Here is a 14,101-nt window from a genome sequence, read left to right on the forward strand (position 1 = left end):
ATGCGCCGTCCGTGCCGGCGCTCACTGAAGTACGTCCACGTACTCGTCCTTGCCTTGGAGTTCGTCATGGCCACCTCTGCAACAACGTCCGCACCGCTCATAGAAAAACACACGATCGGCTACGTGCCGCCCGAAGATCGCCACGGAAAGGTTCGGGATCTGTTCACCCTCTGGTTCGGCGGCAACATCGCACCGTTGCCCATCGTCACCGGCGCCCTCGGCGTGCAGTTGTTTCACCTGAATCTGGTGTGGGGCATCGTCGCCATTCTGGTCGGCCATCTGGTCGGCGGTGTGCTGATGGCGCTGCACTCGGCGCAAGGCCCGCAGATGGGCATTCCGCAGATGATCCAGAGCCGCGCGCAATTCGGCTCCCTCGGCGCGCTGCTGGTGGTGTTGATTGCCGGCGTCATGTACATCGGTTTCTTCGCCTCCAACATCGTGCTGGCCGGCAAGTCCCTGCATGGCGTGGTCGACAGCGTTCCGGTACCGGTCGGCATCGTGATCGGCGCGCTGGGCTCGGGAATCATCGGGATCATCGGCTACCGCTTCATCCATGTGCTCAACCGCATCGGTACCTGGGTGTTGGGGATCGGCATCGTGGTCGGCTTCGGCTACATCCTGACTCACGTGCAAACGGCTGACTTCCTTACCCGTGGCGGTTTCAACCTGTCGGGCTGGCTCGCCACCGTGTCGCTGGCAGCGTTGTGGCAGATTGCGTTTGCGCCGTATGTGTCGGACTACTCGCGTTACCTGCCAGCCAATGTGCCGGTGGCCGCAACGTTCTGGACCACTTACCTCGGCTCCGCACTGGGCTCCAGCCTGTCGTTCATTTTCGGTGCCGTCGCCGTGCTGGCAACCCCGGTGGGCATGGACACCATGGAAGCGGTGAAACTCGCCACGGGTTCAATTGGCCCGCTGATGCTGGTGCTGTTCCTGCTCAGCGTGATCAGCCATAACGCCCTCAACCTGTACGGCGCGGTGCTGTCGCTGATCACCCTGGTACAGACCTTCGCCCACCGCTGGATCCCGACCGCCAGGAGCCGCGCGGTGATTTCGCTGATCGTGCTGCTCGCCTGCTGCTTTGCTGCCGTGGGTGCGTCGTCGGACTTCATCGGCCACTTCGTCGACATGGTGCTGGTGCTGCTGGTCGTGCTGGTGCCGTGGACGGCGATCAACCTGATCGATTTCTACGCCATCCACAAAGGCAAATACGACATCGCCTCGATCTTCCAGGTCGATGGCGGCATCTACGGCCGCTACAACCCGCAGGCCTTGCTGGCGTATGCGATCGGGATCGCGGTGCAGATTCCGTTCATGAACACGCCGCTGTACGTCGGCCCGGTGTCGGCGCACATCAACGGCGCGGACCTTTCCTGGCTGGTGGGGTTGCTGGTGACGTCGCCGCTGTATTTCTGGCTGGCCAGTCGTGACAGCGCTTATCGTCGGCGGCTGATGACCGGTAAGCTGGCGGGCAGTCTGTAAGTAAATATAGGGAGGGCATTGTTCAAATGATCTCGGACCGGATCGAACTTCCGCGATCCGGTCAAAACTCAGCCCCCCCCACCTACGAGAAAAACAAACACTAAGTTTTTACATACGCCGCGACATGACCATTACTCTTACTGCCTATCCGACCAACCGGAAAGATTGATCTCTGTTGCGATATTCCCTTTTTCATCTCTACGCGCAGTGTAATTATAGATCCGCTTTACACTGCCAGAGATATCATTTGAATAAGATCGTTCGTGACCCTTGACATCACTCATCCACGCCGCCTCACCACTTCTACTTGAATGAGGCATTAAGTACTTTTTTCCATATTTCGATTTATCGAATCCGCGATGACCTTCATCATTCTCTTCATAGCCATCATCAGGAAGTGTATCTTTTCCTTCATACGCTACCGACACCCCAGCATCGTAACCCGCAATCATTATCGCCATATCGTACGCCCCTACCCCTTCAGCGTATCTTTTCAGAAAACGCTGCGCGACGACGGGTTCGTCTTGCATTGATTTTTTACTGGAAACCGTGGCTGACTTGCAAACATCAAGAACAATTTTTCTGAATGCTGGCCATCCTTCTGCTTTTGATTTCTCAACCACCCGATCCGCTAAATATTCAGGTGGCCTCTTTGATATTGAAGATTCCGCGCCATGAGCAACTATGATTGCACCGGCATCACTGTTCTCGGGAGTCTTCGCAGGTGCAAGATGCTCTTTTAAAGCCTCAGCGGCCTCTGCGCTCATGATCTCAAAATCCCCAGAGTAAGCACTATTCGAGTGCCACTCCTCCAAAAGCGTCCAGCTCCTGTCTTCTGTCTTAAGCTTCCAAATCGTTACTTCATCGGTTCCTTCACGGCCGCAATATTTATAAAAAAGTCCTCTGGCGCTAAGAATGAGATCGCCATCATTATGCGCACCTGACTCGCTTATGATAATAAAAAGTTTCTTGACCCTCATCTGGCACTCCTTGCTCATAGACTTATCGAATCCAGCATAGCCTATTTTCAACGCAGCACTTCAATCAAGCCAACTTTTCAGAAAACGTATCGGGTGGTTTGTTCCCGGGCATTGAGACTTCGTTGCGGAACATAATCATCTTCCACAGGCGCGTAAACGCCCTTATCGACTTTCCTGACATACATTTTTGTCAAACAGGTTGCGAAGGCGGATGCGAGAGCGGCCTGCCATTGTTTTATCCCGACATCACTGAGACACTGATATTTCTGATAGATATCTTTTGCAATATCTTTAATAATCAATAGCTCATTCTTCTCGCAGACAGCAATTCGCGATTGAGCAAACGCCAAGGCGGCACGATAAAGCATCGCTCCTTCAGGAAGTGGCATTTCCAGAATTTTTTCTCGTTTTTTCTTGCGCTTAGCGAACAAGCGAGCTCCAACCGCGGCGACGGATATAGGTAATTGTGATCTAAGTTTACGAACATCAACGACCACTCCGCCAACAGGCAAAACCAAGTTATCATAAACCTTCAAATCTTCGACAACCCCTGGATATAGTAACTTCCCATTCCTATCATCTTCAAAACGCGCACTACATATTACGCAGAGCTCATCAACACCAACCAGATGCGGGGTCATACAACAGCAAGCCTGACAACTCTTTAGCCGCATTGGATTTTCCGAAATACAAACCCCTATCCGATCGGAATACGCACGCACTCGATATATTCTTTCGAGCGTATTCTTGAACCAGAAAAATACCGGAGCAGCCATAAAGAAAGCCAAATAGTCAACCCAACTGATGGCCAGATCAGTCGGCGTCTCGAATTCAACAACCCACGCGCCCCAATTCTTCGACCATGCAAGATTCAAAGTTTTCAACGAGACACTTACGGCCGCTGCATTCTCAGCAACGATATTCGATACCAACAACTTATCCTGTTCAATCGCCAGCTTCTCCCGGTTAGCTGGGTGCCTTTCAAAGAGCTTTTGAAAAACACCACTCCGACGCCATCGCGGACTTTTCACATCAAATATTGCGATGCACATGGTCGTCGCACGAGAATAGGCACTGAACAACTCAGCATTATCCAGGGATTCGGCTCCAAGAATAATGACAATTGGAGATTCCAGCCCACGAAAGCGTGCAACACCTTTGAAATTTACCTGATTGGCATATAGATACTCCATATGCGTCTTGCCTATCAGATTATCCACCAGAACAATAACATGCTCCTCCTTTACCCCTTGATGGTGAAAACGGGAAAGTTGATATGCCACTTCAGCCAATGGATCAGTTGTTGCTATCTCTTCAATAGAGTCATCTTCAAACTCCCTTGGCGATGACACTTGAATATTGGGAGGAATTGCTTCAATCAAGTGCTCCGTTACTGCTTTCGGCATTCTCGACACGACGGACAAAAAAAACGGTGATATTCCATCAAGCAGTTCAATTAGTTTATTTAGGCTTGTTGTTTGACTCTCGAATGAAAACACCTGAGTTTCGTCACAAAAACAGGCGATCGGCTTACCGGAAAACCACGAAAAAAGAGTTTCGCACCATTCAGAATCGAGTGCCTGAGCCTCATCCAGGACCAGCAAATCGTACTCACCCATCAAACTTTTCTGTACCGCAGCAAGCAGATCCGCATGACACAAAGACCTCAGCCACTCTTGAGAGTCATTTCGTGCACCTCCCAGCTGGGACCTTGCAAAGTTACAGAGTGAATGCCAGGTAGTAACCGTGCAGTTCTTGCTACCTTCCAGTTGATTTTTTATATACGCTTTCAAACCGCTATTATAAGTAACAAAAAGAACTCGCCGCCCCTCCGACGACATTTTCCTTGCCACTTCTATACCGATCAGAGTTTTCCCAGTCCCAGGCCAGCCAGTAATAAGTGCTTGCTGCCGGTTACACACCATATTGACTATCTTGTTTTGTTCGTCAGTCAACCTCAACCATAGTTCATTGTCATATACAACTCTACCACCCCACCCCGGCGAACCGTCATAGCAAGGACAAATGACTTCAATCAATCGATTGAGTTTTTTGAGACCCATGCTCGGGTAATTCATGGTGCTTTTCCAATACTGCATTATTTCGACGATACGCAAGCACAATTTCGGCATCTGCGCCCTGTCGATAAAAATCTTCTGCGGGGGACTCACTGAACAATCAACCATCGCACTACTTATGATTGATTCGCCAAAATCGCTATCCGGAAAAACATACCCATAGCCCACCTGCTGACTTGTAGACTCAACCCCAAGCCACCTTATCAGTCCATGCACACCTTTCCTCAATTGATAAACCGGATCTACAACGTATCCATCCCGGACATGCACAAAGGCCGAGTGTTCAACACGATAGCGTCCACTTTTCACTTCCAGAGCCAATACCCCTAGCTCCGGATGAAGAATAATGAAATCGATCTCACCTGTGGGGGCAACGCGTCGATCCAACTGCCTTACAGCAGCACACAACCATGGAAGGCTATGTATGACTGTAAACTCATCACTTAGATGTTTTTTTAATAATGAATAGACTGTCTGCTCACCGTAACTGTCTGTATCGCGCGGTCCATGCAACGGAATCATTCTTGCCATAGAGTTAATACCTTGCAGTCCTGTGTCTAGTTTTCCTTTCGGTGACGTTTAAGCTTCTCAAAACAGCACCCATGACATTAATTTAGATTGATAACTTTTGCCCACGTGCATAGACAGAAAAGCCACACGAATGGGATCTTGCATATCGGCGCCACGGAGTGATCGCATTCAAGTCCGAGTGCCTTTGAACGCCTCACGCCGCGCCTGCCGCTCGGCGACATAGGCTTCTTGCGGCTGACTGATCAGATCCTCGCGTCGCAACAGTCCGCCGCAGTGATCGCACAGCGGTCCGAGGCCGGCGCTGTGGTTGCAGTGCTTGTGGGTCATGTTCACGGCCAGCCCCTCCTCCGGCGACTTGCACCAGGTCTCTCCCCAGGCGCGCAACGCAATCACCACCGGGTAGAACGCCTCGCCCTTCGCGGTGAGGTGGTACTCGTAGCGTTTCGGCCGCTCGTTGTACAAGCGACGCTCGACCAACCCGTCCGCCTCCAGGCTTTTCAGACGGGCGGCGACCATCTGCGGCGTACCGCCGGTCTGGGCCTGAATCTCGTCGTAGCGATGGCTGCCCATGAACAACTCGCGCAAAACCAGCACCGTCCAGCGGTCGCCGACGATCGCCTCGGCCCGGGCAATCGGGCACAGCGTATCGGGAAGACTATCGTTTACAGCCATCAAGGCTTGCCTCTTTCATTGTTACTATGATTATCATATCAACACGATGCGGGAACAAGCCCTGAGCATCGATCACTCTCATTGCCGGAGTAAACAGCCATGTCGAAACCTCTCTATCCACTCGACAGAACCGCCTACCTGCTGGTCGATCCGTACAACGATTTTCTCTCCGACGGCGGCAAGATCTTTCCCCTGATCAAACCGATCGCCGACCAGAACGGCCTGCTCGACAACCTGCGCAAACTCGACCGTGCCGTGCGTGGCCTGCAGATTCCGGTGGTCATCGTACCGCATCACCGCTGGGTCAAAGGCGACTACGAGAACTGGGATCACCCAAGCCCTACCCAACAAAAGATCATGCACATGCACCACTTTGCCCGTGGCGAATGGGGCGGTGAATGGCACCCGGATTTCGCGCCAAAGGACGGCGACATCGTGGCGCAGGAACATTGGGGCTCAAGCGGTTTTGCCAACACCGACCTCGATTTTCGCCTCAAGCAGAAGAGCATCACCCACGTGATCATCGTCGGCTTGCTGGCCAATACCTGCATCGAAGCCACCGCCCGCTACGCCAGCGAACTGGGTTACCACGTCACGCTGGTGCGCGACGCGACCGCTGCATTCAAACCGGAAATGATGCATTCCGCCCATGAGCTGAACGGCCCGACCTTCGCCCATGTCGTCACCACCACCGACGAGTTGATCACCAGCCTCAACACACAGGGTGAGTCGAAATGAGTCTGACCGGCCACCTGCTGATCGGCGCCTCTGACATCCCCGCCACCGAGGGCACGATGAAAGCGCTGAATCCGGCAACCAATCAACTGATCGAGCCAGAGTTCGCCTTCGGCGGCGTGGCGCAGGTCGACCAGGCTGCAACCCTTGCCGATCAGGCATTCGACAGCTACAGCCACACTTCGCTGGCCGAACGGTCTGCGTTTCTGGAAAGCATCGCCGACAACCTCGACGCCGTTCGTGAGGAACTGGCTGCCCGCGCCGCACTAGAAACCGGTTTGCCTCAGGCACAGCTCGAAGGCGAAGCCGCCAAGGCCGCCACCCAATTCCGCCAGTTCGCCGACGTGGTGCGCAAGGGACGCTTCCTGCAACTGGCCATCGACCCGGCACAACCTGAGCGTCAGCCCCGGCCACGGATGGATCATCGCCTGCAGAAAGTCGCGATAGGTCCGGTGGCGATCTTCGGCGCCAGCAACTTTCCGATTTCCTATTCGGTGGCCGGCGGCGATACAGCCTCGGCACTCGCGGCCGGTGCGACGGTGATTCTCAAAGCCCACAACGCCCACCCCGGCGCCTCGGAAATCCAGGCCCGCGCCATCCGCAAGGCCGTACAAGAGCACGGTTTGCACGAAGGGGTTTTCTCCCTGGTGCGCGGTGGCGGCAATGCCATCGGTGAAGCGCTGGTCGATCACCCGCTGATCAAAGCGGTGACCTTCACCGGTTCGGAACTGGGCGGCATGGCGCTCTATCGCCGCGCTCAGTTGCGGCCCGACCCGATCCCGGTGTTCACCGAGATGACCAGCGTCAACCCGACCTTCATCCTGCCCGCAGCAATGGCGGCACGCGGCGCGGAAATCGGTGATGGTTTCGCCGAGCGGATGCTGGTCAATGTCGGGCAAGCCTGCTTGTGTCCGTCGATCCTGATCGCGGTCAAGGGTGATGGCCTGCAAGCATTGCGCAGCGCCTTGATCAAACGGATCAGTGATGCACCGGCACGCACGATGCTGACCCCGGGGATTCACGGTTCATACGTCAAAGGGCTGGTGGCGATGGAAAGCGTTGGTGCGAATCTGGTGGCAGTCGGCGCACCAGCGGATGGCCAATTTGAAGGCCGCTCGGCGCTGCTGGAAGTCGATGGCCAACGCCTGCTCGACGAACCGGCGCTGGCCCATGAAGTGTTCGGTCCGGCCGCGTTGCTGGTGACGGTCAACGATGAGGAAGAATTGCTGGCGGTCGCCCGTTCGTTCAAAGGCCAACTGAGTGCGGCCATTCACCTCGAAGACCGCGATCTGGATCTGGCCCGGCGCCTGCTGCCGATCCTCGAACGCCGCACCGGGCGCATCGTGGTCAACGCCTTTGCCCATCCTCAGGAAGTGACTTTCGCCACCGTGCACGGCGGGCCGTTCCCGGCCACTTCGGACAGTCGCTTCACCTCGGTCGGCATGACCTCGATCGAGCGCTTTTTGCGGCCGGTGGCGTATCAGGGCTTTCCGGATACGTTGCTGCCGGAGGTGTTGCGCGGCGGTAATCCGCTGCAGCTACCGCGTCTTGTCGATGGCCAATAAACCCGTCCCGGTTCGGCGCAATACCGAACCGGGACGCAGGTTCAAATTCGCGCCAGCCATTCATGCCCCGGGTGTACCAACGCCAGTTGCTCCATCAACCATTGTCGCTCCCTGGGCGAAAGCCTGGGCAAGGTGAGATTGAAATCGGCTTGATCCTTTGCCCTGAGGTGTTTGGCCTTGAACAACAGAATGGCCGCAGGCCTGAGGTAGGGAATGCCCGCATCGTTGGTGCAGACCATTTCACTGCGCTCGCCAGTGATCGACGTATCGCGCTTGTAAACCCATCTGTCTGGCGTTCCGGGTTCGATCATCATGTCGACCCGCCAGACTTGCGCCTCGGTATCAAAACACCAGACCTGAAAAATGTCGGAAGCAGGTTCGCGATTGGATGCCAGTAGCTCGAAGACGCCGTCCTTGACCGCATAGAAATCCAGATGCCCCAGCGCCTCGCGAAACACCGGGAAGTCTTCGCGCAGGATGGTGAATTCAAGATCTTCATGCGCTCGGGTTTGCCGCCCCTGCCAGACATCAAGTGCCCATCCGCCGACGATGCACCAAGGCCGATCGATGTGTTCGAGTCGCTGGAATAAATCAGTAGGTGTCCAAGGGCTCCATGCCGCTTGATCCGGCAGGTGTTCCTGAGCCGTCATTCGCCGTTCTCCATGTCCTTGGCTTTATCCGGACATTGAAACAAAAAAGTGCCGGGCTCGCTTGAGCCCGGCACTTCTTTTTTACAGCCATTGGCCTGACGGATAGATCAGGCCGGCACACCCAGAATGATGTGCGAAGCCTTGATCACCGCCGTCGCGCTGACGCCCGCCGCCAGGCCCAGTTCGTTCACCGCGTCGCGGGTCACGATCGAATAGACCTTCGAGCCGCCGGCCAGCTCGATCACCACTTCGGCGTTGACGGCGCCATCGGTCACGCTCAGCACCTTGCCTTGCAGGCAGTTGCGGGCCGACAGGCGAATGCCGTCGGACTCGGTCATCAGCATCACCCAAGGCGCCTTGACCAGCGCAACGGCTTCTTTGCCCACCGCGATGCCCAGGCTCTTGAGGCTGGCCAGGGTCACGACCGCGACCAGTTTTTCGCCGCCCGGAAGGGTCAGGACGACTTCCGCATTGACCGAGCCTTCCTGAACCTGGCTGACCTGACCTTTGAAAACATTGCGGGCACTGACTTTCATGATGGACGTCCTTTTTTTGACTTTGGAGTTAGGAAACGGCCTGCATCATCTGAGCAAGCGCTATGTAGTTACAACTACAGCGCTACACCTGAATGAACATTGACTCCTGACTCTAGCACCGCCAATGTGAATCAGATCAGCAGGTCTTCATAGAAGGCGCCATAGGGAAGCTCAGGGTGTTCGATCTGGATTTCGAGGATCCACACACCGGCATTCGGAGCCTGATCGAAATCACCGAGATTGCCGCCCCGATAAATCGCATGTGGAAAATCGCTGACCCGGTGGCCCTTGATGTCCAGGTTCAGTTTCCAGCCCATCGCCTCGGCCTGATCGGTGGCGTAGCGATACAGTTCGACACCGGTCACGCCCTTGCGCCAGAAGGCTTCGACCTTGTCGAAGAGTTCTTTGGAGGCCGCCGCGCAAGCGATCATTTGCGGATCGGACCCGGTAACGAACGTCGCCCCGGCATCGCCTTCATGGCCTTCCCAGACCACGCCCATGTCGATGAAGAAAATGTCTTCCTCGCCCAGCACCGGATCGCCTTCGGAGCGCTCCTTGAAGGTCTTCAGTGTGTTGGCACCGAAGCGGATCAACAGCGGATGCCAGATCCGGTCCATGCCCAGTTCAACGAGGATCTCTTTGCCACGGGCATGGGCTTCCGATTCGCGCATGCCGGGCTTGATCACCTTGGCGATCTCGTCCACGGCCTTCCAGGTCAACTGCTGGGCGTGGCGCATGGTTTCCAGCACAAAACGCTCACCTACTGCTTCTTTGCCGCTCAGGGCTGTGGTCATCGCTGATTCCTTCTGGCTAATCGCGCATCGCTTGCGCTGTATAGTTTTTTATATTGCGAAACAGGACGCCTAAGATACAACCATGACACAAAGTGTCAATTCTCTTCTGCACGCACCACGCCGCGCTCCTCGAGCAAGCGCACAAACATGCTCAGACTGCGAGACACCGTGCCCCGGCGCCACACCAGCCACGTGGTCAGATAGCGAAAATCCGCCGCCAGCGGCCAGACACTCACCGTCGCGCAACCGGGCATGCTCTGCAACATGCTGCGCGGCATCAGGGCCAGACCGGCGCCCGCACTGACGCAGGCGAGCATGCCGTGATAGGACTCCATTTCGAAGATCTTGCCGGGTACGGCAGCGTCGGTGCTGAACCATTTTTCGAAGTGATGGCGATAGGAACAGTTCGAGCGGAATGCATAGATGTTCTCACCATTCACGTCCGCAGCGCGTTTGATCGGCCCGTGATGAAGCGGCGAGATGATGACCATTTCCTCTTCGAACGCCGGGATGCCTTCCAGCGCCGGGTGCAACACCGGGCCGTCGACGAACGCTGCCGCCAGGCGCCCGGAAAGCACACCGTCGATCATTGTCCCGGACGGCCCGGTCGAAAGGTCCAGATCGACCTTTGGATGTTGCTGGTTATACGTCGCCAGCAAACCGGGAATGCGTACCGCCGCCGTACTTTCCAGTGAGCCCAGCGGGAACGCGCCTTGCGGTTCCTCGCCAGCCACCGTGGCTCGCGCTTCCTGCACCAGATCGAGAATGCGCCGTGCGTACTCGAGAAAACTCCAGCCGGCTGGCGACAGGCGCAAGCGGCTTTTCTCGCGGATGAACAGGTCGACGCCCAGATCCTCCTCCAACTGCTTGATGCGCGTCGTCAGGTTCGACGGCACGCGATGGATCTGCGCCGCCGCCGCACTGATGCTGCCGTGCTCGGCAACAGCCTTGAAGATTTCCAGTTGCACGAGATCCACAGTCATTCTCCAATCGTGAAAGAAACGATCTTTATTATTCAGTTTCCAGAAATCAAACGCCACCCTACTCTGAGCGCATCCACTGACCTCGCAGGACGATGCCATGAGCCCGATTTCCAGCCAGACCCACGCCATCTCGATCAACCCCGCCACTGGCGAGCAGATCGGTCACTACGCCTTCGAATCCGCCGAGGCCCTCGATGCCGCGCTGACCCGTGCCGCGTTCGGTTTCGGCAAATGGAAACGCAAGCCGCTGCAAGACCGCTCCCGCGCCCTGACCGCACTGGCCGGCGCCCTGCGTGACAGCAGCGAAGCGATGGCGACCATGATCACCCAGGAAATGGGCAAGCCGATCGCCCAGGCCCGTGGCGAAATCGAGAAGTGCGCCAAGCTTTGCGAGTGGTACGCCGAACACGGCCCGGCCATGCTCAACGCCGAAGCAACGCTGGTCGAAGGCGGCAAGGCGCGCATCGAATACCGTCCGCTGGGGCCGATCCTCGCCGTGATGCCGTGGAACTTCCCGATCTGGCAGGTCCTGCGCGGTGCAGTCCCGGCGCTGATTGCCGGCAACACCTACGTGCTCAAGCATGCGCCGAACGTAATGGGCAGCGCCTATCTGTTGCGCGACGCATTCACTCGCGCCGGTTTTGCCGATGGCGTGTTTGAAGTGATCAACGTCACCCCGGAAGGCGTGTCCACTGCCATCGCCGACCCGCGCATTGCCGCCGTGACCCTGACCGGCAGCGTCCGCGCCGGCATGGCCATCGGCGCGCAGGCCGGTGCTGCACTGAAGAAATGCGTACTGGAACTGGGTGGTTCCGATCCATTCATCGTGCTCAACGACGCCGATATCGATGAAGCCGTACAAGCAGCAGTGATCGGTCGTTACCAGAACTCCGGCCAGGTCTGCGCCGCCGCCAAACGCCTGATCATCGAAGAAGGCGTGGTTGAAGAGTTCACCCGCAAATTCGTCGAAGCCACCCGCCAGTTGAAGATGGGCGATCCGTTGTCTGCCGAGAACTACATCGGCCCGATGGCCCGCTTCGATCTGCGTGACGAACTGGATCAACAAGTGCGCGACACCCTGGAAGAAGGCGCCACCCTGCTGCTCGGCGGCGGCAAAGTAGAGGGTTCGGGCAACTACTACGAGCCGACCGTATTGGCCGACGTCACCGACCGCATGACCTCGTTCAAACAGGAATTGTTCGGCCCGGTAGCCTCGATCATCACCGCTCGCGACTGCGCTCACGCTGTGGCCCTGGCCAACGACAGCGAGTTCGGCTTGACCGCCACGATCTACACCGCCAACGTCGCCCTGGCCCAGCAGCTGACCAGCGAGCTGGAAACCGGTGGTGTGTTCATCAACGGCTACTCCGCCAGCGACCCGCGCGTGACCTTCGGCGGCGTGAAGAAAAGCGGTTTCGGCCGCGAGCTGTCGCACTTCGGCGTGCGCGAGTTCTGCAATGCGCAGACCGTGTGGCTGGATCGCCACTGATCCGCTGAAAAAAAGCCCGGAAGCGTTTTGCGCTTCCGGGCTTTTTCATTTACGCCGCAGCCTGTTGTGGTTCCGATACCGTCCGTTCCTTGCTCAACAGCCCTAACACCACGGCTGCCGACGCGAGGGTGATGATCGTCAGGATGTGCAGCAGATACTGGAACGCCGAGGCGTAACCCTGCACCAGCCGGTCGTTAGCCAACCCCGGAACTGTGTTGATCGCATGGGCCATGTCACCGGTCGTCACCCGGTGTGCAGTCTCGGCAATCAGCGCGGCGTCTGCTCCGCTGACCACTCCCTGCAAATCGGTATGCAGCAGCGAGGCAAGAATCGCCGCCACGCTGGCCAGTGCAATCCCCTCACCCGCCACCCGCACCGTGTTGAAGATCCCGGCCGCCATGCCGGCGCGCTCTTTCGGCACCACGCTGACCGACAATCCATCCATCAATCCCCACGGCAGACCCGCGCCAATCCCGATCAACACCATCGACACCACCAGCGCGAACTTCGGCTCGCCGACGTTGTACAAGCTCAGCCAGTGCAGCCCCACGGCGGCAATCAAGAAACCCACGCCCGACAAAATACCGGCCGAAACAAAACGGGCCATCGAAGCCGCAAGCATCGGCACCACCAGCATCGGCGCCGACAACGCCAGCAACAACAGGCCTGCATCGATTTCACTCAAGCCTTCGACGCCGATAAACCGCAGCGGCAGCATGACCACCAGCACGATGTAGCAAAAGCAGGTGCCAATCGGCAGCATCTGCACACCGATGAAGCGCGGAAAACGGAACAGGGTCAGATCGAGCATCGGGCGTTTGACACGCATTTCGATGATGACGAACAGCGCCAGCAACAACGCCGAAACACCCAACAGACCCACCACCAACGGACTGCCCCAACCGCTTTCGGGGGCCTGGATTACACCGAACGTGAACAGCGCCAGCATCGAACTGAACGTCACACTACCCGGCCAGTCGAGACCGGCGGCGTCGGGGTCGCGGGTCTCACGCATGCGCGGCAGACCGAAGACCATCGCAATCACACCGATCAACGCCGTGAAGACAAAGATCGCACGCCAGTTGAACGCCTCGATCAACGCCCCGGCCACCAACGGCCCGAACGCCAGGCCGATGCCAAACGTAGTACCGAGCATGCTGTAGGCACGGGTGCGCGCATGACCTTCGAATTCCTGCGCCAGCGCTGCCGAACCACTGGCCAGCGCCGCCGCCCCGGCCACGCCCTGAATCGCTCGTAAAACGTCGAGCCAGAACACCGAAGGCGCCAGACTCTGGGCAATCGACGCCCCGGTGAACAACAGCATGCCGGCGGTGAACAGGCGCTTGCGCCCATAGACATCAGCCAACGCCCCCGCCGCCATCAGCAGACTGCCGAACGACAACATGAACGCATTGGTGATCCAGGTCAGCGCCACCGGGCTACCGCCCAGGTCACGGCCGATGGCCGGCGTCGCCACCGCGCCACCGGTAAAACTTAACGGAAGGACCAGTGCCGACAGGCAAATGGCTGCGAGGATCAGCAGTTTGTCGCCCTCGCCATGGGGCTGGGAGATGGTTGTCATGATTTCATCCAATGAAAAGAGAAT

The 14,101-nt window shown here is 57.2% G+C and carries 12 protein-coding genes; 4 read left to right on the forward strand and 8 right to left on the reverse strand.

The window, feature by feature from the left end; all coding sequences use genetic code 11:
- The first annotated feature begins 66 nt into the window (after positions 1-66).
- Positions 67-1,482 carry a purine-cytosine permease family protein gene (locus AC07VV_RS06590; RefSeq protein WP_495035724.1) on the forward strand — a complete coding sequence of 472 codons (1,416 nt, stop codon included), beginning with the start codon at positions 67-69 and terminating at the stop codon, positions 1,480-1,482.
- Positions 1,483-1,619: 137 nt separating this feature from the next.
- Here the strand turns inward: AC07VV_RS06590 and AC07VV_RS06595 are convergent, their stop codons facing one another.
- The 3 genes from AC07VV_RS06595 to AC07VV_RS06605 form a co-directional block, all read right to left on the reverse strand.
- The gene (locus AC07VV_RS06595; protein ID WP_495035725.1) at positions 1,620-2,462 is read right to left on the reverse strand and encodes a hypothetical protein; all 843 of its coding nucleotides are present in this window, start codon (positions 2,460-2,462) and stop codon (positions 1,620-1,622) included.
- A 77-nt stretch (positions 2,463-2,539) separates the two neighbouring features.
- Positions 2,540-5,071 carry an NERD domain-containing protein gene (locus AC07VV_RS06600; RefSeq protein WP_495035726.1) on the reverse strand — a complete coding sequence of 844 codons (2,532 nt, stop codon included), beginning with the start codon at positions 5,069-5,071 and terminating at the stop codon, positions 2,540-2,542.
- Between the two features lie 168 nt (positions 5,072-5,239).
- Positions 5,240-5,743 carry a winged helix-turn-helix transcriptional regulator gene (locus AC07VV_RS06605; protein WP_495035727.1) on the reverse strand — a complete coding sequence of 168 codons (504 nt, stop codon included), beginning with the start codon at positions 5,741-5,743 and terminating at the stop codon, positions 5,240-5,242.
- Positions 5,744-5,842: 99 nt separating this feature from the next.
- On the opposite strand from AC07VV_RS06605, the gene AC07VV_RS06610 reads away from it, so the two are divergent.
- Both AC07VV_RS06610 and AC07VV_RS06615 read left to right on the forward strand, forming a co-directional pair.
- Positions 5,843-6,481 carry a cysteine hydrolase family protein gene (locus tag AC07VV_RS06610; RefSeq protein WP_495035728.1) on the forward strand — a complete coding sequence of 213 codons (639 nt, stop codon included), beginning with the start codon at positions 5,843-5,845 and terminating at the stop codon, positions 6,479-6,481.
- Positions 6,478-8,043, forward strand: a complete 1,566-nt coding sequence (locus AC07VV_RS06615; protein WP_495035729.1) for an aldehyde dehydrogenase (NADP(+)) — start codon at positions 6,478-6,480, stop codon at positions 8,041-8,043. The genes AC07VV_RS06610 and AC07VV_RS06615 overlap by 4 nt, the downstream gene beginning before the upstream one ends.
- A 41-nt stretch (positions 8,044-8,084) precedes the next feature.
- Here the strand turns inward: AC07VV_RS06615 and AC07VV_RS06620 are convergent, their stop codons facing one another.
- The 4 genes from AC07VV_RS06620 to ptrR form a co-directional block, all read right to left on the reverse strand.
- Positions 8,085-8,693 (reverse strand): nucleotidyltransferase domain-containing protein, encoded by a 609-nt coding sequence (locus AC07VV_RS06620; RefSeq protein ID WP_495035730.1) that lies wholly within the window; start codon positions 8,691-8,693, stop codon positions 8,085-8,087.
- Between the two features lie 107 nt (positions 8,694-8,800).
- Positions 8,801-9,229, reverse strand: coding sequence for a TOBE domain-containing protein (locus AC07VV_RS06625; protein WP_102620931.1), 429 nt, complete (start codon positions 9,227-9,229; stop codon positions 8,801-8,803).
- A gap of 131 nt (positions 9,230-9,360) precedes the next feature.
- Complete coding sequence (locus tag AC07VV_RS06630) at positions 9,361-10,023, reverse strand: M24 family metallopeptidase (RefSeq protein ID WP_119427389.1); 663 nt, start codon at positions 10,021-10,023, stop codon at positions 9,361-9,363.
- A gap of 95 nt (positions 10,024-10,118) precedes the next feature.
- Positions 10,119-11,000 (reverse strand): putrescine utilization regulator PtrR, encoded by an 882-nt coding sequence (gene ptrR / locus AC07VV_RS06635; protein WP_085711607.1) that lies wholly within the window; start codon positions 10,998-11,000, stop codon positions 10,119-10,121.
- 103 nt (positions 11,001-11,103) lie between these two features.
- Here ptrR and AC07VV_RS06640 point away from each other — a divergent pair, with 103 nt between their 5' ends.
- Positions 11,104-12,495 carry an aldehyde dehydrogenase family protein gene (locus AC07VV_RS06640; RefSeq protein ID WP_495035731.1) on the forward strand — a complete coding sequence of 464 codons (1,392 nt, stop codon included), beginning with the start codon at positions 11,104-11,106 and terminating at the stop codon, positions 12,493-12,495.
- Positions 12,496-12,544: 49 nt separating this feature from the next.
- Here AC07VV_RS06640 and AC07VV_RS06645 read toward each other — a convergent pair whose 3' ends face one another.
- Positions 12,545-14,077: an MFS transporter gene (locus AC07VV_RS06645; protein ID WP_495035732.1), complete on the reverse strand. Its 1,533-nt coding sequence runs from the start codon at positions 14,075-14,077 to the stop codon at positions 12,545-12,547.
- Between the last annotated feature and the right edge of the window lie 24 nt (positions 14,078-14,101).

Source organism: Pseudomonas sp. GW821-FHT02C04 (assembly GCF_059421845.1).